19 protein-coding genes and 1 tRNA gene are annotated in these 20,742 nt (G+C 63.7%); 15 read left to right on the forward strand and 5 right to left on the reverse strand.

Going from position 1 to position 20,742, the window contains the following annotated elements; genetic code table 11:
- Positions 1–30 precede the first annotated feature (30 nt).
- Positions 31–495 (reverse strand): Hsp20 family protein, encoded by a 465-nt coding sequence (locus tag NKI08_RS05485; RefSeq protein ID WP_023675381.1) that lies wholly within the window; start codon positions 493–495, stop codon positions 31–33.
- Positions 496–970: 475 nt separating this feature from the next.
- Here NKI08_RS05485 and NKI08_RS05490 point away from each other — a divergent pair, with 475 nt between their 5' ends.
- Both NKI08_RS05490 and NKI08_RS05495 read left to right on the forward strand, forming a co-directional pair.
- Positions 971–1,945, forward strand: a complete 975-nt coding sequence (locus NKI08_RS05490) for an alpha/beta fold hydrolase (protein ID WP_352564883.1) — start codon at positions 971–973, stop codon at positions 1,943–1,945.
- 138 nt (positions 1,946–2,083) lie between these two features.
- Positions 2,084–2,542 carry a styrene oxide isomerase gene (locus tag NKI08_RS05495; RefSeq protein ID WP_352767675.1) on the forward strand — a complete coding sequence of 153 codons (459 nt, stop codon included), beginning with the start codon at positions 2,084–2,086 and terminating at the stop codon, positions 2,540–2,542.
- 145 nt (positions 2,543–2,687) lie between these two features.
- Here the strand turns inward: NKI08_RS05495 and hisN are convergent, their stop codons facing one another.
- Both hisN and NKI08_RS05505 read right to left on the reverse strand, forming a co-directional pair.
- Positions 2,688–3,461, reverse strand: a complete 774-nt coding sequence (gene hisN / locus NKI08_RS05500) for a histidinol-phosphatase (protein ID WP_352564879.1) — start codon at positions 3,459–3,461, stop codon at positions 2,688–2,690.
- Between the two features lie 328 nt (positions 3,462–3,789).
- Positions 3,790–4,731 (reverse strand): N-formylglutamate amidohydrolase, encoded by a 942-nt coding sequence (locus NKI08_RS05505; RefSeq protein ID WP_352539364.1) that lies wholly within the window; start codon positions 4,729–4,731, stop codon positions 3,790–3,792.
- Positions 4,732–4,884: 153 nt separating this feature from the next.
- On the opposite strand from NKI08_RS05505, the gene cpdR reads away from it, so the two are divergent.
- The gene (gene cpdR, locus NKI08_RS05510) at positions 4,885–5,247 is read left to right on the forward strand and encodes a cell cycle two-component system response regulator CpdR (protein ID WP_006199474.1); all 363 of its coding nucleotides are present in this window, start codon (positions 4,885–4,887) and stop codon (positions 5,245–5,247) included.
- 104 nt (positions 5,248–5,351) lie between these two features.
- A tRNA-Val gene (locus NKI08_RS05515) sits at positions 5,352–5,426 on the forward strand.
- Positions 5,427–5,492: 66 nt separating this feature from the next.
- Here NKI08_RS05515 and fcl read toward each other — a convergent pair.
- Both fcl and NKI08_RS05525 read right to left on the reverse strand, forming a co-directional pair.
- Positions 5,493–6,455: a GDP-L-fucose synthase gene (gene fcl, locus NKI08_RS05520; RefSeq protein WP_352767678.1), complete on the reverse strand. Its 963-nt coding sequence runs from the start codon at positions 6,453–6,455 to the stop codon at positions 5,493–5,495.
- A 162-nt stretch (positions 6,456–6,617) separates the two neighbouring features.
- The gene (locus tag NKI08_RS05525; RefSeq protein WP_352767680.1) at positions 6,618–7,772 is read right to left on the reverse strand and encodes a dihydrodipicolinate synthase family protein; all 1,155 of its coding nucleotides are present in this window, start codon (positions 7,770–7,772) and stop codon (positions 6,618–6,620) included.
- A gap of 241 nt (positions 7,773–8,013) precedes the next feature.
- On the opposite strand from NKI08_RS05525, the gene NKI08_RS05530 reads away from it, so the two are divergent.
- The 11 genes from NKI08_RS05530 to NKI08_RS05580 all read left to right on the forward strand — a co-directional run bounded on the left by NKI08_RS05530 (position 8,014) and on the right by NKI08_RS05580 (position 20,737).
- The gene (locus NKI08_RS05530) at positions 8,014–9,069 is read left to right on the forward strand and encodes a LacI family DNA-binding transcriptional regulator (RefSeq protein WP_352767682.1); all 1,056 of its coding nucleotides are present in this window, start codon (positions 8,014–8,016) and stop codon (positions 9,067–9,069) included.
- Positions 9,066–10,082: a Gfo/Idh/MocA family protein gene (locus NKI08_RS05535; protein WP_352767684.1), complete on the forward strand. Its 1,017-nt coding sequence runs from the start codon at positions 9,066–9,068 to the stop codon at positions 10,080–10,082. The genes NKI08_RS05530 and NKI08_RS05535 overlap by 4 nt, the downstream gene beginning before the upstream one ends.
- Positions 10,079–11,680: an acyl CoA:acetate/3-ketoacid CoA transferase gene (locus NKI08_RS05540; protein ID WP_352767685.1), complete on the forward strand. Its 1,602-nt coding sequence runs from the start codon at positions 10,079–10,081 to the stop codon at positions 11,678–11,680. The genes NKI08_RS05535 and NKI08_RS05540 overlap by 4 nt, the downstream gene beginning before the upstream one ends.
- Complete coding sequence (locus NKI08_RS05545; protein ID WP_352767686.1) at positions 11,673–12,449, forward strand: enoyl-CoA hydratase/isomerase family protein; 777 nt, start codon at positions 11,673–11,675, stop codon at positions 12,447–12,449. Before NKI08_RS05540 ends, NKI08_RS05545 begins: the two co-directional genes overlap by 8 nt.
- 14 nt (positions 12,450–12,463) lie before the next feature.
- Entirely contained in the window at positions 12,464–13,975 is a 1,512-nt protein-coding gene (locus NKI08_RS05550; protein WP_352682494.1) for an aldehyde dehydrogenase family protein, read from the forward strand.
- 59 nt (positions 13,976–14,034) lie between these two features.
- Positions 14,035–15,288, forward strand: coding sequence for an ABC transporter substrate-binding protein (locus NKI08_RS05555; protein ID WP_031194023.1), 1,254 nt, complete (start codon positions 14,035–14,037; stop codon positions 15,286–15,288).
- A 144-nt stretch (positions 15,289–15,432) separates the two neighbouring features.
- A complete protein-coding gene (locus tag NKI08_RS05560) occupies positions 15,433–16,392 on the forward strand; it encodes a carbohydrate ABC transporter permease (RefSeq protein ID WP_352767687.1) in 960 nt (319 codons plus the stop codon).
- Positions 16,389–17,333 (forward strand): carbohydrate ABC transporter permease, encoded by a 945-nt coding sequence (locus NKI08_RS05565; protein WP_023675367.1) that lies wholly within the window; start codon positions 16,389–16,391, stop codon positions 17,331–17,333. Before NKI08_RS05560 ends, NKI08_RS05565 begins: the two co-directional genes overlap by 4 nt.
- A 4-nt stretch (positions 17,334–17,337) precedes the next feature.
- Positions 17,338–18,453 carry an ABC transporter ATP-binding protein gene (locus tag NKI08_RS05570; RefSeq protein ID WP_023675366.1) on the forward strand — a complete coding sequence of 372 codons (1,116 nt, stop codon included), beginning with the start codon at positions 17,338–17,340 and terminating at the stop codon, positions 18,451–18,453.
- Positions 18,454–18,458: 5 nt separating this feature from the next.
- Entirely contained in the window at positions 18,459–19,979 is a 1,521-nt protein-coding gene (locus tag NKI08_RS05575) for a GMC oxidoreductase (RefSeq protein ID WP_352767689.1), read from the forward strand.
- Positions 19,976–20,737 carry a 3-ketoacyl-ACP reductase gene (locus NKI08_RS05580; RefSeq protein WP_352767691.1) on the forward strand — a complete coding sequence of 254 codons (762 nt, stop codon included), beginning with the start codon at positions 19,976–19,978 and terminating at the stop codon, positions 20,735–20,737. Before NKI08_RS05575 ends, NKI08_RS05580 begins: the two co-directional genes overlap by 4 nt.
- Positions 20,738–20,742 lie beyond the last annotated feature (5 nt).

Raw genomic sequence — 20,742 nt, forward strand, 5'->3', positions numbered from 1 at the left:
AGTTGGCGTCCCGGAGTTTAGCTGCCTGGCTTAGGCCGCAGTCTTGGCCTCGATCTGCTTGGCCTTGGCCGGAGCCGAGGTGATCGCGATCTTGCGCGGCTTCAGCTCTTCGGGGATGTTGCGCTTGAGGTCGACGAAGAGCAGGCCGTTCTTCAGCGCGGCGCCGACAACCTCGACGTGATCGGCAAGCTGGAAGCGGCGCTCGAAGGCTCGGCTGGCGATACCGCGATAGAGCAGTTCGGAGCCTTCGCCATTGCCTTCCTCCTTGCGCTCACCCTTGACGGTCAGCACATTGCGGTGAGCTTCGATCGAAATCTCATCTTCCGAGAAGCCGGCCACAGCCATCGAGATGCGATAGGCATCCTCGCCCGTGCGCTCGATGTTGTAAGGCGGATACGTCTGGCCTTCCGGCTGCGCAAGCGAATCGAGCATGGTGAACAACCGGTCAAAACCGACGGTCGAACGGTAGAGCGGGGAAAAATCAACGTGACGCATAGTGTGTTCTCCTGTTGAGCAACAAAGTTGCGTATGGCCGGTGCGAAACCCGTGACGGCGTTCCGGATGGGCCAGCGGCCCCGACATTGGCGACCGCATGCCAAATTTGGGAAGCCGGCGACGGCATTTCAAGATTTTCCCGCGTCCGAACGGGACCGGTCCCGGCCCACGTCCCGATGCCGATGAACGGCAGATGAACCGTGGCTTCGGCGAGCGTTCAGCCAGGCGGCATTAAAACTGTTCTCGAGATAACGAACAGGTCGCCGGAAAAGGCGACACGACGAGGCCGAACCGGGTGTAACGTCCCTTCCTCCCGGTCGACAGAGGCCGGAAGCACGCCAAGGCTGCTTCCGGCCTTACTTGTTCGCTGCCTGGCGGTCGAGCTCCCCGGCGTCCCAAATTCCTTTGCTTTTGGCGCATGGGCGTTTATGCCTGACTTGCGCCCACACCGGCACCGACACCAACCAAAAACCGCATGACCGATCTTCTCCACCAGCCCCCTCTCTTCCAGGAAACTCCGGGCAATCCGCTGCCGGAAAACGCGGCCGGCGGCTTCTTCACCGCGCGCGACGGCAAGAAGATCCGCTATGGGCTGTTTGCCGCGGTTGCCCGCCCGATGAAGGGCACCGTCGTCGTCCTGACCGGCCGCAACGAGTGCATCGAGAAGTATTTCGAGACCATTCGCAACCTTGCCGACCGGGGCTTTGGCGTGGCAACCCTCGACTGGCGCGGACAGGGCGCTTCCGACCGGCTGATCGGCGACCGACAGCGCGGCTTCGTCCGGAGCTTCTTCGATTACACCGGCGATCTGGAGCAGTTCTTCGAGGAGATCGTGCTGCCCGATTGCCGAGGACCCTACTACATACTGGCCCACTCGGCCGGCGCGGTGATTGCGCTGCTCGCCGCGCCCTCGATGGCGAACCGCGTGCGCCGCATGGTGCTGATCGCACCGTTCTTCACCGTGCCGGACCTGCCGGTTTCGGTAAAAACCGTCCGCCGCCTCTGTTCGCTGTTCTGCCTTCTCGGCCTTGGCCGGCTCTATGCCGCATGGGGGCCGCGGCCCAAGGAATCGGTGCCCTTCGCCATAAACAAGCTGACCAGCGACCCGGAACGCTATCGGCGCAACACGCTGATCTACGAAACCTATCCGCAGCTGGCGCTCGGCGGACCGACGATCCGCTGGCTGAAGGCGGCCACCGAGGCATCCTTGATCGTCAGCGACCCGGATTTCATGGCCAAGATCCAGGTGCCCTTGCTGATGATCGCCGCCGGCGCCGACCAGGTCGTCTCGACCAGGGCAGTCGAAGCCTATGCGAGGCGTCTGCGCGTCGGCTCGCTAGTGATGATCGACGGCGCCCGCCATGAGATCCTCCAGGAAGCCGACCTCTATCGCGAGCAGTTGCTTGCGGCATTCGATGCCTTCATCCCCGGAACCGGCGACGCTGTTTGACCGCTTCGCCGGCGCCCGCCAACAAAGCCCGCACGGGTCGCTTGTCCGACGCAGCGTGCCCCCTTATTCCCGTTAAGGCATCGAGCGCTAGGTTGCTGCCAAAGAGAATGGAGGCCATTCGCCGGGAGAAAAAGGACCATGAACGCATCGAACACGCTGTCACGTCAGGGGCATCGGCTACTGCAGATTGGCGTCGCGCTGCTGCTGTTTTCGTCATTCGAAGGGTTTGCAATACCGTATCTCGCCGCACCGCGGCTCGGACTGTCCGCGCACACGCTCAGCGCCCTGGAGGGCGTTCTCTTGCTGGCTCTAGGCCTCACATGGTCTAGGCTCAATCTCGGCGCGGCGACGTCGCGGATTGCTTTCTGGCTGCTGATCTATTCGGCTTTGGCGATCCTGGCCGCCTACGTGATCGCCAGCGCCTGGGCGGCCGGCAACGAGACTATGCCGTTGGCGGCCGGAGCCTTCCACGGAAGTGCCTTTCAGGAAGCTGTGATCAAAGGTGTGGCGTATTCGTCCGCGCCGACCGGCCTCATCTCTTTCCTGCTCATTTTGTGGGGCCTGCGTCTCTCGGACGCTTGGCCTGCCGACAGCTAATGCATGTCGCGCAGCGGTTTTGCGATAACATGCATAAAACAAGCGCGTCACATGAGTTCACTCAAACGCGGCGCGCTTTGCTTTAGGACCGTACCGCGGTTTCCGTCGGATTTGCGCAAAACAGACGCGTGGGTGCACCGGATGCTTAGCCGCGCAGCGCCGCCATCGCGGCTGCGTGCAGCTCCGGTGTCGCCGCCGCCAGGATGTCGCCGCCGTTTTCCGCCGGGCCGCCTTCGAAGGTGGTGACAACGCCGCCTGCCTTCTCGATGATCGGGATCAGCGCGACGATGTCGTACGGTTTCAATCCGGGATCGGCAACGATATCGACGCTGCCCGCCGCCACCATCGCGAAGGCATAGCAGTCGGTGCCGTAACGGGCGAGCTGGACCTGTTGCTCGAACAGGTCGTAGCGCAGGCGCGCGTCTCCCTTGAACAGCGCCGGCGTGGTGGTGAACAGCGTCGCCTCGGCGAGATTCGTCGTCTTGCGCGTAGCGAGTTTTCGGGGGCCACCGGGACCTTCATAATGCGAGCCGGAGGCATTGGCGTAGAACAACTCGCCGGTGAAGGGCTGCGACATCATGCCGGCGACGGCATCGCCGTCGACCGTCAGCCCGACCAGCGTGCCCCATACCGGCAGGCCGGAAATGAAGGCGCGCGTTCCATCGATCGGATCGATCACCCAGACATGCCGGCTGGAGATGTTTTCGCTGCCATGTTCCTCGCCGAGAATGCCGTGATCGGGGTATTGCGCTGATATCAGCGCCCGGATGGCGCGCTCGGCCTCGCGGTCGGCCTCGGTGACCGGGTCGAAGCTGCCGCGCTCCTTGTTGGTGACCGCGCCCTGGTTGCGGAAGCGCGGCAAGGTCTCGGCTGCGGCGGCACGCGCAATGCGCCGCATGAACTCGATGTTGATGTCCAACTGATTCTCCCGCTCCAGCATGTTTGGAGATACCCGTTTGCCTACGGATTTATGCCGAAACAAGGGCGTTCGGAGCCTTTCGCATGGTGCCAACTGTTGCTCGAATGCAACGCCGCCGTCATGGAAATGCAGTTTCCACTTCACAGTGAATTAAAAAAGCCGGAACGCGCCTTGACATTTGTGCAGCGCACAATACGTTTGTTCTCGGACAGGGGTTCCTGTCCATGCCCTCCTTGGGCGTTTCCTCCCTAGACTTCGACCGTGTCGTGCAAACGATGCGGTCTTTTTTTACGCTGCCGCATGAGCGGCGGGTACCGCGATTCCGCGGCTATTCGGCGGCCAGCGGCAGATCCATGAAATTGTGATCGGGCATCGCCATCAGTTCGGCCGAAAACCGCGCCAGATCGTCGGCCAGTGCGTCGAAACCAGCCGATCTCTGGAACGTCCGCTCATTCATGTAGAGCCCGCGATTGACCTCGATCTGCAGCGCATGCAGATGGCGCACGGGGCGGCCATAGTGCTCGGTAATGAAGCCTCCGGCATAGGGCTTGTTGTGGGCGACGCTGTAGCCCATGCCGGTGAGCAGGCCGATCGCCGTCTCGGTCAACGCCGCCGCGGCCGAGATGCCGAAACGGTCGCCGACGATGAAATCCGGCCGCAATCCGCTGTCGCCGACCCTTATGCTTGCCGGCATCGAGTGGCAGTCAATCAGCACGGCGTAGCCGAAGCGCGCATGGGTTCTGGTCAAAAGCCGTTTCAGCGTCTCGTGATAGGGCTTGTAGACCGCTTCGATGCGCGCCACGGCTTCCGCCAGCGGCAAGCGGCCGGAATAGATGTCGAGCCCCTCGCCGACCAGCTTGGGCACGGTGCCGAGCCCGCCGGCCACCCGCGCCGAGCGGATGTTGCAGAATGACGGCACCGGTTCGGCGAACATGCGCGGGTCGAGTTCCCACGGCTCCCGATTGACGTCGAGATAGGCGCGCGGGAAGTTTGCCGCCAGCATCGGCGCTCCGAGCGCGACGGCGCCGCCGAACAATTCCTCGACATAGCAGTCCTCGGAGCGGCGGATGGCGTTGCGGTCCAGCTTGGCCATAGCCATGAACCGGTCCGGATAGTAGCGGCCGCTATGCGGCGAGTTGAAGAGGAAGGGAACGCGCTGTTCGGCGCCCGATCGGATTTCGAAGGGTGGAACGACCGAAAAATCCTCGGCTGCCGTTTTCAATTTGGACGAACCCGGGAATACCAATGCATCATGATGGGAAAGTGCCACCTCGCCGCCCGCATGTCCAGCCGCCGAAGCGCCAGCCAAATCAGGATTGTGCGGCCAACGTTCACTTGATGTTTACCGTCACCTCCTCATATACAGCATGGTTAACGGGCTTGCCGAACGGCATTGTCGGTTGGGTGATTCGGACGGGACAACATGGCACGCATTCTGCTGGCGGAAGACGACGACGACATGCGCCGGTTCCTCGTCAAGGCGCTGGAGCGCGCCGGTTATCAGGTCAGCGATTTCGACAATGGCGCCAGCGCCTATGAGCGGCTGCGCGAGGAACCTTTTTCGCTGCTTTTGACCGACATCGTCATGCCCGAGATGGATGGCATCGAGCTCGCCCGACGCGCCACGGAGATCGATCCCGACCTCAAGGTGATGTTCATCACCGGCTTCGCCGCCGTCGCGCTGAACCCTGATTCCAAGGCGCCGAAAGACGCCAAGGTGCTATCGAAGCCGTTCCACCTGCGCGACCTCGTCAACGAGGTCGAAAAGATGCTGCAGGCCGCCTGACGCGCTTTTTGTCGCGTCTTGACCGACGCCGCAAGCCAGGCGTTCTTTCCCTTTTCCCGCTATTGACGTGCCGAACCAAAAATGGTGTATGCGCGGCTTCGGATGGGCGTGTAGCTCAGCGGGAGAGCACTGCATTGACATTGCAGGGGTCACAGGTTCAATCCCTGTCACGCCCACCATCCAAATAATCCCTCAATTGGCCGTCGGTATTTTTCGTTGACTGACGTTCCCTGCCTATACCGGCCTCAGGCCGCACCGAGGCGCAGATCGCCGGTCTCGACGTGCTCCAGAAACCAGGCATAGGTCTGTTCCAACCCGCTGCGCAGCGAGTAGCGCGGGCGCCAGCCGGTGGCGAACAGACGCGACACGTCCATCAGCTTGCGCGGCGTGCCGTCCGGCTTCGTCGCATCGAATGTTATCGCGGCATCGGCGCCAGCGACCGACACGATGGTGCGGGCAAGATCGGCAATGGTGATGTCTTCCCCCGAGCCGACATTGATGTGGCTGTCGCCCGAATAATTCTTCAGCAACCAGACCAGCGCGTCGGCGGCGTCGTCGACATGCAGGAATTCGCGCATCGGCGTGCCTGATCCCCACACCTCCAGGCTCTTGCGGCCGGCGCGCCTGGCCTCGTGCGCCTTGCGCATCAGAGCGGGTACGACATGGCTGGAATTGAGGTCGAAATTGTCGCCCGGGCCGTAGAGATTGGTCGGCATCGCCGAGATGTAGTCGACGCCGTACTGGCGCCGATAGGCCTGGCACAGTTTCAGCCCGGCGATCTTGGCGATCGCATACCATTCGTTGGTGGGCTCGAGCGGCCCGGTCAGCAAGGCGTCCTCGGAGATCGGCTGCGCCGCGAATTTGGGATAGATGCAGGATGAACCGAGAAACAGCAGCTTCTGTACCTCGTTGCGGAAGGCGCTGTCGACGACATTGTTCTGCATGACGAGATTGTCCTGCAGGAAATCGACGGGAAGCCTGTTGTTGGCCAGGATACCGCCAACCTTGGCCGCCGCCATCACCACTGCATCCGGCTTGCGGTCGGCCATCCAGCGCCGCACGCCGGCCTGGTCGAGAAGATCGAGCTCGGCGCGCGAGGCGGTCAGGACCTCGCAATCCTCGTCGGCCAATCGGCGCAGGATGGCCGAGCCGACCATGCCGCGATGTCCGGCCACGAAAACGCGCTTGCCCTGAAGGTCGAAGGTCATCAGCTTACCCCAATGCAGAACGGCAGCTATGCCAGTTGGCCGGCGGAGCGCCGGATCGGCTTCTCTGTTGCCGGACGCATACCGCATACAGATTTGCCCAGACAAGGCAAATCGCAAAGCCACCCGAAGCAACCTTTGGATCGGACGCTGTAGCGCTCGCGATCAGACGCCCGCTACCGTGCAGAGGCTTGTCATTCTGGCAATGGCAAGCTCGGGGTCGGCCAGCAACCCTGCCTGGTCGGCAAGGCGAAAGACATCGGCATAGTGACGGATGCCGCGCGCCGATTGCATGCCGCCGACCATCGAAAAATGCTCCTGATGGCCGTTCAGCCATGCCATGAAGACGATGCCGGCCTTGTAGTATTCGGTCGGCGCCTCGAAGATCTTGCGCGACAGCGACACTGTCGGGGCCATCAGCGCGTCGTAGCCCGCGCGGTCGCCGTCGGCCAGCTTTGCCAGCGCCGCATTGGCGACCGGCGCGATGGCATCGAAAATGCCGAGCAGCGCGTGCGAATGTCTGTCGCCGTCGCCGGCGATCAGCTCGGGGTAATTGAAATCGTCGCCGGTGAACATCAGCACGCCCTCGGGCAGCCGATCCCTGAGCGCAATCTCCTTGCCGGCATCGAGCAGCGATATCTTTATGCCTTCGACCTTGCCGGCATGGCGTTCGATGATCGCGACCAGCGTCTCCAGCGCAGTTTCGAAGTCGCTGCTGCCCCAGTAGCCTTTCAGCGCCGGGTCGAACATGTCGCCCAGCCAGTGCAGGATGACCTTGCCGGAGACCTGGGACAGGATGCGGTCGTAGACGCCGATATAGTCGTCGGGGCTTTTGGCGACCGCCGCCAGCGCCCGGCTGGCCATCACGATCGCCTTGCCGCCAAGCCCTTCGATGAAGCCGAGCTGTTCTTCATAGGCCGCGATGACATCGTCTAGCCTGCTGGCGCCCCCCGGCGCCAGATGGTCGGTGCCGGCGCCCGACGCAAGATCGGCGCCTTCGACGCTGTGCGCCTCGGCGATCGAGCGGCGGATCAATTCTTTGGCATTCGCCCAGTCGAAACCCATGCCGCGCTGAGAGGTGTCCATCGCTTCGGCGACACGGAAGCCAAGCCGCCAGAGGTGACGGCGAAACGCCATCGTCTTGTCCCAGTCGACCGCGGGCCTCGACCACGGATCGGTCATGGCGAGGGGATCGGCAACGACATGGGCGGCGGCGTAGGCGATGCGCGAGAAGCGAGCGCCGGCCACAGGCTGCACCGGCTGGCCGACAAGCCGGTAGCGGACACGGCCGGCGCCTTCCCCGGGCAAGGTGATGTCCATGGCTCTCTCCCTTACCAATGCCTATTAAATGGAACGTTCCAACAAATCAAGATATTTTGCCCCTGCCTCGTGCAGCGAAAATTGCTGCATCGCAGTAGCCGAAAGCCCTGCTTGCCGGAGGATTGCGCCGCCGAGCCGCATTTTTCCCGGCTTCGCAAAAACGCGATTGACTCAAATGCACCGCAGGGATTAGATCGTTCCAATAAAATCGCACAAGAAACCACCGGGAGGACAGATCTGGATGGCCAGCCGGGCCAAGGCAACGATACTCGACATCGCCCGTGAGGCGGGCGTGTCCAAATCGACGGTATCGCTGGTGCTGCAAGGCAGCGGGCTGATCCGGCCCGAAACCGCGCTCAAGGTGCGTAAGGCGATCGAGGACGTCGGCTATGTCTACAACCGCGGCGCCGCCAATCTGCGCAAGGCCCATTCCAACGTCATCGGCATGGTCATCAACGATCTCACCAATCCGTTTTTCGCCGAGCTCGCGGTCGGCATGGAGCGCGTCTTCCAGTCGGCCGGCGTCGTGCCTTTCATCGCCAATACGGCCGAAAACCCGGTGCGCCAGGAAGAGGTTCTGAAATCGCTGATGGAGCAGGGTGTCGCCGGGCTCGTCGTGTCGCCGGCGCGCGGCACCACGCCTGGCGCGTTCCGTCGCCTTGAGACCGCAGGCGTTCCGGTCGTCTTCGTCATGCGCCGGCTTCCCGAAAGCCGTATCCCGGTGATCACGCCCGACAATCATCGCGGCGCCTATCTTGCCACCACCCATCTGATCGGCAAGGGCCACCGCCGGCTGGCCTTCTTCGGCGGCTCGTCCGACCTTGTCGTCTATCACGAGCGCCTGGGCGGCTTTCGCGAGGCCTGTGAAGCGCTCGGCATCGATCCGGCCGACAGACTGGTCTTCGAGGGCGAAACCAGCCGCAAGGGCGGTATTGCCTGCCTGGAAACCGCACTCGCCATGGCCGCGCCGCCGACCGCGGCCCTTTGCTTCAACGATGCGGTCGCCTTCGGCGTCTTGCTGGCGCTGCGCAAGCGCGGCCTGGAACCCGGCGCGGACTTTGCCGTCGTCGGCTTCGACGACGTTGCCGAGGCCGAGCACTATATGCCGGCGCTGACCAGCGTCGCGGTGAACACCGCTGGCCTCGGCGAGCGCGCCGCCCATGTCGTGCTGAAGATGATCCAATCGCGCACCACGCGCGCCGAGGATCATATCGGCGCCGTCAACCTCGTGGTCAGGGAAAGCTGCGGCCCCGATCGCAAGGAGCATGGCTGCGCAGGAATGGGAGACGCGGCATGACCGTCAGTTGGGGGCTGATCGGCGCCAGCACGATCGCAAGACAGTTCATGATCGGCGCCATCCGCGCGCAGCCGGACGGCGAGATCGCCGCAGTGATGAGCTCCAGCCCGGAGCGGGCTACCGCCTATGCTCGGGAAAACCGCATTCCGGCGGCGGTCTCGACGCTCGACGCCCTGCTCAAATCCGATGTCGACGCCGTCTACATCTCGACCACCAACGAATTGCATCTCGAACAGGCACTCGCCGCGATCGAGGCGGGAAAGCATGTGCTGTGCGAAAAACCCCTGGCGCTGACCAGCGCCGACGCGCGCAAGATGGTCGCGGCGGCCAGGGCCGCCGGCGTCGTGCTCGGCACCAATCACCACCTGCGCAATGCCGGCTCGCATCGGGCGATGCGCGAAGCGATCGCTGCCGGCCGCATCGGCATGCCGATCGCCGCGCGCGTCTTCCACTCCGTCTATCTGCCGGAAAACCTGCAGGGCTGGCGCATCACCAGGCCGGACGCCGGCGGCGGCGTGGTGCTCGACATCACCGTCCACGATGCCGACACGCTGCGCTTCGTGCTCGGCGACGATCCCGTCGAGATCTCGGCATTCACGCAGTCGGCCGGCATGGCCGCCGGCGGGCTGGAAGACGGCGCCATGTGCATCTGGCGCTTCGCATCGGGGATCATTGCCCAATCGCATGAGGGCTTCACCACCAAATTCGCCGGCACCGGCTTCGAGGTGCATGGCAGCGAAGGCTCGCTGATCGCCAAGGACGTGATGACGCAGAAGCCGCTCGGCTCTGTGTTGCTTCGCACGGCACAGGACGAAGAGGAATTGAGCTTCGACCGCGAAGACCTCTATGCCCGTTCGCTGCGCCAATACCACGCGGCGATCCGCGGCGAGGGCCAGCCTTCCGCCACCGGCGAGGACGGCGTCTGGTCGCTGACATCAGCCGAAGCGGCATTGCAATCGGCCAGGTCCGGCAAGGCCGTTGCCATCGACCCGAAGCTCGGGAGCGCAGCGTGAGCAAACTCGTTTCCGCGGCTGAGGCTGCCGGCCTGATTAGGGATGGCGTGGTCGTTTCCGTGTCGTCGTCGAGCGGCCTCGGCTGCCCGGATGCGGTGCTTGCCGCCATCGGCGAGCGCTTCGACGCCGACGGCCATCCCAAGGACATCACGACGCTGCACCCGATCGCCGCCGGTGACATGTACGGCATCAAGGGCATCGACCATGTAGCCAAGCCCGGCCTGTTGAAGCGCACTTTGTGCGGCTCCTATCCGTCCGGGCCTTCATCGTCGGAACCGCCGCAGATCTGGAAGATGATCGGCGACAATACGGTCGCCGCCTACAACGTGCCGTCCGGCATCCTGTTCGACATGCATCGTGAGGCCGCGGCCAAGCGCCCCGGCGTGCTGACCAAGGTCGGGCTCGACACCTTTGCCGACCCGCGCCACCAGGGTTGCGCCATGAATGCTGCCGCCAGCGAGCCGATCGTTTCGGTGCAGCAGTTCGACGGCGAGGAATGGCTCTATTTCCGCTCGATCGTACCTCAGGTCGCGATCATTCGCGCCACCACGGCGGACGAGCGCGGCAACCTTACCTATGAGCATGAGGGTGCCTATCTCGGCGGCCTCGAACAGGCGCTGGCCGCCCGCAACAATGGCGGCATCGTCATCGCGCAGGTCAAGCGCGTCGTCGAGAACGGCACGCTGAAGCCGCACGATGTGCGCGTGCCCGGCGTGCTGGTCGACCATATCGTGGTGGCGCCCGACCAGTTGCAGACGACGCTGACGCCTTACGATCCGGCCATCTCCGGCGAGATCTTCCGGCCGCTGTCGAGCTTTCGCAACGCCGAGATGAACGTCCAGAAGGTCATTGCGCGCCGCGTCGCCATGGAGCTTGCCGACGGCATGGCGGTCAATATCGGCTTCGGCATCTCGGCCAATGTGCCGCGCATTCTGCTCGAGGAAGGCCAGCACGGCAAGGTCACCTGGGTCATCGAACAGGGCGCGGTCGGCGGCGTGCCGCTGCTCGACTTCAAGTTCGGCTGCTCGTCGAATGCCGACGCCTTCATGCCCTCGCCGCACCAGTTCATCTATTTCCAGGCCGGCGGCTTCGACGCCTCGCTGCTGTCCTTCTTGCAGATCGACCGCCACGGCTCTGTCAATGTCTCGAAGCTTTCGGCGCGGCCCCACGTCACCGCCGGCGCCGGCGGCTTCGTCGACATCACCGCGCGGGCGAAGAAGATCGTCTTTTCCGGTTTCTTCAACGCCGGCGCCAAGCTGTCGCTTGCCGGTGGCGGCATCCGCATCGACCAGGAGGGCAAGGTCAAGAAAGTCGTCGACGAGGTCGAGCATATCTCCTTCTCGGGCAAGCGTGCTGTCGCCCAGGGACAGGACATCACCTATGTCACCGAGCGCTGCGTGATGAAGCTGACGCCGGCAGGGCTGATGGTGACCGAGCTGGCGCCAGGTGTAGACTTGGAGCGCGATGTGCTGGCGCAGGCCGAGATCCCACTCGCCGTCGCCAACGATCTGAAGACGACGCCGGAGGCGCTCTACCGGGACCGGCCGATCGGCCTGTCGCTCAATGGCGGCGCATCGCTTGGAGGCGCACATGGCTGAGCGTCTGGTAACCTTTGAAACCGACGGCCCCATCGGCATTGTCACACTGCGCCGGCCGGAGAAATTCAACGCGCTCGATATTCCGATGCTGCGGGCGCTGGAAGCGGCACTCGACGAGGCCGAGACAGCAACCGGCGTCCGCGTCGTGCTGATCTGCGGCGAAGGCAAGGGCTTTTGCGCCGGCGGCGATGTCGAGGCTTGGGCGGAAATGAGCGCCGCCGATTTCCAGGTGCAATGGGTGCGCTACGGCCATCGCGTCTTCGACCGACTGGCGCGGCTGCGGCAGCCGACCATCGCCGTGCTTGCCGGCCATGCGCTGGGCGGCGGGCTGGAACTGGCGGCCGCTGCAGACTTCCGCGTGGCGGAAACACAGGTGAAGCTGGGGTTCCCCGAAACCTCGATCGGCGTCGTTCCCGGCTGGTCCGGCACCCAGCGCGCCGTGCGCCGCTTCGGCGCGCAGGCAGTGCGGCGGATGGCGCTCGGCGGCGAAGTGTTTCTGGCTACCGAGGCTCTTGCTCTGGGGATTGTCGACCGGGTGGTCGAGACCGGTAAGGCGTTCGCTGAAGCCAAGGCCTGGGCCGGCAAGATCGCCGAGCGCGGCCCGCTCGCGACCGAAGCCGCCAAGCTGATGATTGCCATCGCGGAGGGCGAAGAGAGTGCTGCCGCGACCGAAGCGCTGGCCAGCGGCTTCATCGCGCTGACAAGCGATCTCAGGACCGGCGTCGATGCTTTCAACGCCAAGCAGAAACCGGCGTTCTCAAGATCTTAGGACCTGAAACGCACATGAACGCACCTCTCAACATCGCCATGCCCGCCGAGGCAGCCGCAGCGCCGAAAAGCTACCGGCTGCTGATCGGCGGCAGGTTCGTCGACGCCCAGGACGGCCGCACGCTGGAGCGCAGCAGCCCTGGCCACGGCTTCACCGTCTCGCGCTATGCACAAGCCGGCGCGGCGGACGTGGAGGCTGCGGTACAGGCCGCGCACAGGGCCTTCGAGACCGGCCCGTGGCCGCGCATGAAGGCCGCCGAGCGCGCCGCGATCCTGCTCAAGGCTGCTGACCTGATCGAGGCGCGGCTGGACGAGATTGCCCGGCTCGACGCACTGGAATCCGGCAAGCCGATTGCGCAGGCGCGCGGCGAGATCGGCGGCGCCGTCGATATCTGGCGTTATGCCGCGGCACTTGCCCGCACGCTTCACGGCGAAAGCTACGCCAATCTCGGCGATGCCATGCTCGGCGTCGTGTTGCGCGAACCGATCGGCGTCGTCTCCATCATCACGCCGTGGAATTTCCCGTTCCTTATCGTCAGCCAGAAACTACCCTTCGCGCTCGCCGCCGGCTGCACGGCGGTGGTCAAGCCGAGCGAGATGACCTCGGCCTCGACCTTTGTGCTCGGCGAGATCCTGATGCAGGCCGGCCTGCCGGATGGCGTCGTCAACATCCTTGCCGGGTTGGGCGCCGATGTCGGCGCACCGATGGTCAGCCATCCGCTGGTCGAGATGGTGTCGTTCACCGGCTCCACCCGCGTCGGCAAGATGACCATGGCGTCTGCCGCCAACTCGCTGAAGAAAGTCGCGATGGAGCTCGGCGGCAAGAACGGCCAGATCGTCTTTCCCGATGCCGACCTCGAGGCCGCCGCCGACGCAGCGGTGTTCGGCGGCTTTTTCAATGCCGGCGAATGCTGCAATGCCGGCAGCCGGCTGATCGTCCATGAGGCGATCGCCGACGAGTTCCTCGGCGCCGTCAATGCCCTCACCGCCAAGGTGGTTGTCGGCGACCCGCTCGACGACCGCACCAAGGTCGGCGCGATGATCTCCGCCGACCATATGGCCAAGGTCACCGGCTACGTGACGGCAGCGGAAAACGGCGGCGGCCGGATCTGTAGCGGCGGCAATCAGCTTGCTTCGAGCGCCGGCCAGTATCTTGATCCGACCATCGTTCGCGATGTCACCGAAGACATGGCCATTGCACGCGAGGAAGTGTTCGGTCCGGTGCTCTCGGTGCTGACTTTTGAATCGATTGAAAGGGCGTTGCACATCGCCAACAACACGCCCTATGGTCTGTCGGCGGGCGTGTGGAGCGCCAGCATCGATACCTGCATGTCGGTGGCGCGGAATGTGCGTTCGGGAACCGTTTGGGTGAACACGTTCATGGAGGGTTACCCCGAGCTGCCCTTCGGCGGCTACAAGCAGTCCGGTCTCGGACGCGAACTCGGCAAGCGCGCCGTCGAGGATTATACCGAGGAAAAGACAATCCAGTTTCATCGCGGCCAGCGCACCGGATGGTGGGTCGGCTGAGTTGGGAAGAACCCGGCGGGCATCCGCCGGTCGTGTAAGTTCAACAAGGGAGGAAGTACATGTTGCGCAAACTGCTTATCGGGACGGCTCTCGCATCGGGCGTTGCGTTCGCGGCCCATGCCGAGGACGTCAAGGAAGTCCAGATGCTGCATTGGTGGACGTCGGGCGGCGAAGCTGCCGCTCTGAACGTGCTCAAGCAGGATCTGGCCAAGGAAGGCTTTGCCTGGAAGGACGTGCCGGTGGCCGGCGGCGGCGGCGACGCCGCCATGACCGCGCTGAAGGCGATGGTGGCAGCGGGCAACTACCCGACCGCCTCGCAGATGCTTGGCTATACCGTGCTCGATTACGCCGCAGCCGGCGTTATGGGCGACCTGACCGAGACGGCGATAAAGGAAGGCTGGGACAAGTCCGTTCCCGCGGCCCTGCAGAAATTCTCCGTCTATGACGGCAAGTGGGTCGCGGCTCCGGTCAATGTCCACTCGGTCAACTGGCTATGGATCAACAAGGCGGTGATGGACAAGATCGGCGGCACCGAGCCCAAGACCTTCGACGACTTCATTGCGTTGCTGGACAAAGCCAAGGCGGCGGGCGTCATCCCGCTCGCGCTGGGCGGCCAGAACTGGCAGGAAGCGACAATGTTCGACTCAGTCGTGCTGTCGACCGGCGGGCCTGAGTTCTACAAGAAGGCCTTCAACGACCTCGACGAGGAGTCGCTGAAGTCCGACACGATGAAGAAGTCGTTCGACAATCTCGCCAAGCTCGTCACCTATGTCGACCCGAACTTCTCGGGCCGGGACTGGAACCTCGCCACCGCCATGGTCATCAAGGGCGATGCGCTGGTGCAGGTGATGGGTGACTGGGCCAAGGGCGAATTCAACGCCGCCAAGAAGGTCCCGGGCACCGACTTCCTGTGCTACCGCTTCCCGGGCACCGACGGCAGCGTCGTCTACAACTCCGACATGTTCGGCATGTTCAACGTTCCGGAGGACCGCAAGGCCGCCCAGATCGCCCTGGCCACCGCCACGCTGTCGAAGAGCTTCCAGTCGGCCTTCAACGTCGTCAAGGGCTCTGTCCCGGCCCGCACCGACGTGCCGGACACCGACTTCGACGCTTGCGGCAAGAAGGGCATGGCCGACCTGAAGGCCGCCAATGAAGGCGGCACGCTGTTCGGTTCGCTGGCGCAGGGCTATGGCGCGCCTCCCGCGGTTGCCAACGCCTACAAGGATGTCGTCTCGAAATTCGTGCACGGCCAGATCAAGACCTCGGACGAGGCCGTGACCCAACTGGTCAGCGCGATCGAAGACGCCAAGTAAGGCACCCGCCCATGTGAATGATCTCCCCGGCGCAAGCCGGGGAGATCCCCTGCGGCGAGGTTTTGCGGTTGCGCCGACCGGCACGCTTTCGTGCCGCAGAGCCCGAGACAGCAGAATTCCGGACCCGCCATACGGAATGGACAGATGAGCACAGTTGCTGAAACCAGTATCACGCTGACGCCGGAGCACGATGCCCGTCCGGCCGCCACGGTGCGCTCGCGCCTTCAGAATGCGCTGCCGAAGCTCGTGCTGGCGCCGAGCTTCGCCGCCACAATCGTCTTCGTCTACGGCTTCATCCTGTGGACGATCTATCTGTCCTTCACCAATTCCAAGACCTTTCCCTCCTATGCGATCACCGGGCCACGCGCCTATCAGCGGCTATGGCGCTGGACTTTCGAAAGCGATCCGCCGTCCTCCTGGTACACGTCGATCACCAATATGGGGATTTTCGGCTTCCTCTACATTTCCATCTGCCTGGCGCTCGGCCTGTTCCTGGCGATCCTGCTCGACCAGAAGATCCGCGGCGAAGGTGTGCTGCGGCCGATCTACCTCTACCCGATGGCACTGTCGTTCATCGTCACCGGCGTTGCCTGGAAATGGTTTCTGGACCCCGGCCTCGGCCTCGAGCAGACACTGCACCAATGGGGCTGGACGAGCTTCCATTTCGACTGGATCAAGAACAAGGATTTCGTCATCTACACGGTGGTCATCGCCGGCGTCTGGCAGGCGTCGGGCTTCATCATGGCGATGTTCCTGGCCGGCCTGCGCGGCATCGACGGCGAGATCCTGAAGGCGGCGCAGATCGACGGCGCCACCACCTTCCAGCTCTACCGTCGCATCGTCATCCCGCTGCTGCGGCCGATCTTCCTGTCCGCCTTGATCGTCCTCGCGCATCTCGCCATCAAATCCTACGATCTGGTGGTCGCGCTGACCAGCGGCGGGCCGGGCGGTTCGGCCTGGCTGCCGTCCAACTTCATGTATGAGTACACCTTCAAGCGCAACGAGATGGCCGTCGGCTCGGCCAGCGCCGTGATCATGCTGATGACCATCACCGCGATCATCGTTCCCTATCTCTATTCCGAGCTTCGGGAGAAGCCGCGATGAGCGCCGTGGCCACTCCTGCTCGCCAGAGCACTGGCGGTATCAGCGCCAGGACGGTCAACCGTATTGTCATCTACGGGCTGCTGGCGCTGTTCGCGCTGTTCTATCTGATGCCGCTGTTCGTCATGCTTGTGACCTCGTTCAAGACCATGGACGAAATCCAGAACGGCAACATGCTGGCGCTGCCGCAGGAGCCGACCTTCGCACCTTGGATAAGGGCGTGGAGCGAGGTTTGCTCGGGTCTCACCTGCGTCGGCATGAAGGGTTATTTCTGGAACTCGATCAAGATGGTGGTTCCGGCCGTCATCATCTCGACCCTGCTCGGCGCGCTCAACGGCTATGTGCTGACGAAGTGGCGCTTTCGCGGGGCGACGCTGGTGTTCGGGCTGATGCTGTTTGCCTGCTTCATTCCGTTCCAGTCCGTCCTCTTGCCGATGGCAACGATCCTCGGCAGCCTCGGCCGGTTCGGCGTCAAGCTGCAGAACGCGACCGGCCTCACCTTCGGCTTCGGCAATCCGACCGTGAATCTGGTGTTCGTTCACGTCGTCTACGGCATCGGATTCACCACCCTGTTCTTCCGCAATTATTACGAAGCGTTTCCGAACGAGCTGGTGAAGGCGGCGCAGATCGACGGCGCCAGCTTCTTCCAGATCTTCCGGCGCATCATGCTGCCCAACTCGCTGCCGATCATCGTGGTGACGGTGATCTACCAGTTCACCAACATCTGGAACGACTTCCTCTTCGCTTCCGCCTATGCCGGCTCAGGCGACGTGATGCCGATGACGGTGGCGCTGAACAATGTCGTCAACACCTCGACCGGCGTCGTCGAATACAACGTCAACATGGCGGCGGCGATGATCGCCGCGCTGCCGACGCTCCTCGTCTACGTGCTCGCCGGCCGCTATTTCGTGCGCGGCCTGATGGCCGGCGCCGTCAAAGGATAATCGCATGGCTTTTCTGGAAATTGACGGGCTGAAGAAGCGTTTCGGAGCGGTCGAGATCCTGAAAGGCATCGACCTCGACCTGGAAAAGGGCGGCTTCCTCGTGCTGGTCGGGCCTTCCGGTTGCGGCAAGTCCACGCTGCTCAACACTATTGCCGGCCTGGAAACCATCACCGAAGGGGAAATCCGCGTCGACGGACGCACGATCAACGATCTCCACCCCTCCAAGCGCGACATCGCCATGGTCTTCCAGAGCTACGCGCTCTATCCGAACATGACGGTTGCCGGCAATATCGCCTTCGGCATGGAGATGCGCGGCGTGCCGGCCGGCGAGCGCCAGAAGGCAATCGACAAGGTGGCGAAGGTCCTGCAGATCGGCCATCTGCTGAAGCGCAAGCCAAGCCAGCTCTCCGGCGGCCAGCGCCAGCGCGTTGCCATGGGCCGGGCGCTGGTGCGTGATCCAAAGCTGTTCCTGTTCGACGAGCCTTTGTCCAATCTCGATGCCAAGCTGCGTGTCGACATGCGCATCGAGATCAAGCGCCTGCATGCCACCACCGGCACCACCATCGTCTACGTCACCCACGACCAGATCGAGGCGATGACGCTGGCCACCAAGATCGCGGTGATGCGCGACGGCGAGGTGCAGCAGTTCGGCACGCCAGCCGAAATCTATAACAATCCGGTCAACCTGTTTGTTGCCGACTTCATGGGCTCGCCGGCGATGAACCTGATCCCGGCGACGATCGGCAGCAACGGCAGCGGCTTCTCCGTCGTCATGGAGCGCGAGGCGCGCCAGCCGATCTCGCTGCCGCTGGGCAATGCGCCGGCCGGCCTGTCGGCATTCCAGGGAAAACCGATCATCTTCGGCGTCCGCCCGGAAGCACTGACCGATCCCGAGGGTGCCGAACGCAACGCCTCGAACATCGCCCGCGCCGACTGTCACATCGAGGTCATCGAGCCGGCCGGCTCGGATACGTTCGCGGTCACCAATCTCGGCGGCAAGGCGGTGGTGGCGCGGCTGCGCGCCGATGCCAAAATCCAGCCCGGCACGGTCACGCCGCTCGCCTTCAACCTGACCAAGGCGGTGTTCTTCGATCCGGCGACCGAGAAACGCATCGTCTAACGGCCATGACAAATCCCGACATCGTCATCATCGGCTCCGGCATAGGCGGCGCCACGATCGCCTCCGGCCTTGCCGGCAGTGGCGCCTCGATCCTGATGCTGGAGCGCGGCGAAGCCCTGCCGGCAACGCCGCACACACGCGACACCCGCGCGATCTTCGTCGATGGTCATTATCGGCCGAAGGAGATGTGGCTCGAGGCCGGCGGAGCGCCTTTCAACCCGGGCAATTACTACTATGTCGGCGGCAATTCGAAATTCTACGGCGCTGTGCTGATCCGCTACCGCAGGGAAGACTTTTCGGAGATGGAGCACTATGGCGGCATCTCGCCGGCCTGGCCGTTTTCCTATGAGGAATTCGAACCCTGGTATTCCAGGGCCGAGCAGCTTTTTCGCGTGCGCGGTGCACTCGGCGAAGACCCGACCGAGCCGTTCCACTCTACGCCCTACCCTTTCGGGCCGGTACCAGACGAGCCGCCGATCGCGCGTGCGCGCGCCGAGTTGAAGAGCTTAGGCCTGCATCCGGCATCGCTGCCGCTCGGCGTCGACATCGAAGCCTGGCTGAAAGATGGCAGCACGCCGTGGGACGCGTTTCCCAACACCGGGACCGGCAAGATCGACGCGCAATCCGGGCCGTTGGCAGCAGCCCTTGCCGATCAGAATATCCGGCTTGAGACCGGCGCCCATGTCGAATATCTCGAGGCATCGCCGGATGCGAGGGCGATCATCGCCGTCCATTATCGACAGAACGGTGCGCTGAAGAAAGTCGCGCCGAAGCTGGTGATCCTGTCGGCCGGCGCGGTCAATTCAGCCGCCATCCTGCTGCGTTCGCCTTCCCCTTCTTCCAAGGGCAAGGGAGGTGGCAAAGGCCTGGCCAACCGTTCCGACCAGGTCGGCCGCAACTTCATGAACCACAATTCGAGCGCCATGCTGGCGATCGATCCGCGCCGCAGGAACAAATCCGTCTACCAGAAGACGCTGATGCTGAACGACTATTATCTGTCCGACGGCAAGGGCGGCAAACCGCTCGGCAACGTCCAGCTTCTCGGCAAGATCGACGGCAACATCCTCAAGGCCAATGTCCGGCGCGCGCCCAAATTCGCGCTGGATTTCATGGCCGGCCACGCCGTCGACTGGTATCTGATGTGCGAGGACCTGCCCGATCCCGAGAGCCGCATCGTGGTCGACGGCAAGGACATCGTCATGCAGTGGCGGCGCTCCAACATGCAGTCGCTCGACGGACTGACCAAGGTGATGCGCGAGAATTTCCGCGCCTGCGGCTATCCGATCGTCCTGTCGCGTCCGTTTGACAAGCGCACGCCCTCGCACCAATGCGGCACTGTGAAGATGGGCAACGATCCAGCGACCTCGCCGCTCGATCCGTTCTGCCGCTCCTTCGACCACAGCAATTTATTCGTCGTCGATGCCGGCTTCCTGCCGAATTCGGCCGCCGTCAATCCGGCGCTGTCGATCGCCGCACAGGCGCTGCGCGTCGCCGACCATATCCGCAAGACGGAGCTTGCAACATGAGCCGCCCGGCAGCGATCGTCACCGGCGGCGCGCGCGGCATCGGCCTTGCCTGTGCCGAGGCGCTGGCCGGCGCAGGCTTCGACATCCTCGTCGCCGACCTTGCTGACGAAGCCGCAGACGGGCTCGCCGCCGACATCACCGGGCGCGGCGCGAAATTCGCCTATGTCAGCTGCGACATCGCCGACCTCGACGGCCACGCAGCGCTGATTGATGCCGCGACAAGCGCCTTCGGCCGCATCGACTGCCTGGTCAACAATGCCGGCATCGGCACTGTCCTGCGCGGCGATCTGCTCGAGCTCAAGCCGGAAAATTTCGACCGGGTGCTCGGCATCAATCTGCGCGGCACCGTATTCCTCAGCCAGGCCGTCGCCAAAGCGATGCTCGGCCTGCCAAGCGATGGTGCGAGATCGATCATCACCATCACTTCGGTCAGCGCCGCCATGGCCTCGCCGGAACGTTCCGATTACTGCATCTCCAAGGCTGGGCTTTCGATGTGGGTGAAGAACCTGGCACTGCGGCTCGCCGCCGAAAATATCGCCGTGTTCGAGGTGCGCCCGGGCATCATCCGCACCGACATGACCGCCGGTGTGACCGCCAAATATGACGGGCTGATCGACGGCGGGCTGGTGCCGGCGATGCGCTGGGGCGAGAGCGAAGATATCGGTGCCGCCGTGGCGGCGCTCGCCGGCGGCAAGTTCGGCTTTTCGACCGGCTCGGTCATCAATATCGACGGCGCGCTGTCGGTGCCGAGGCTATGAACAGG

The organism is Mesorhizobium sp. M0768 (genome assembly GCF_040320195.1).
Classification (GTDB): domain Bacteria; phylum Pseudomonadota; class Alphaproteobacteria; order Rhizobiales; family Rhizobiaceae; genus Mesorhizobium.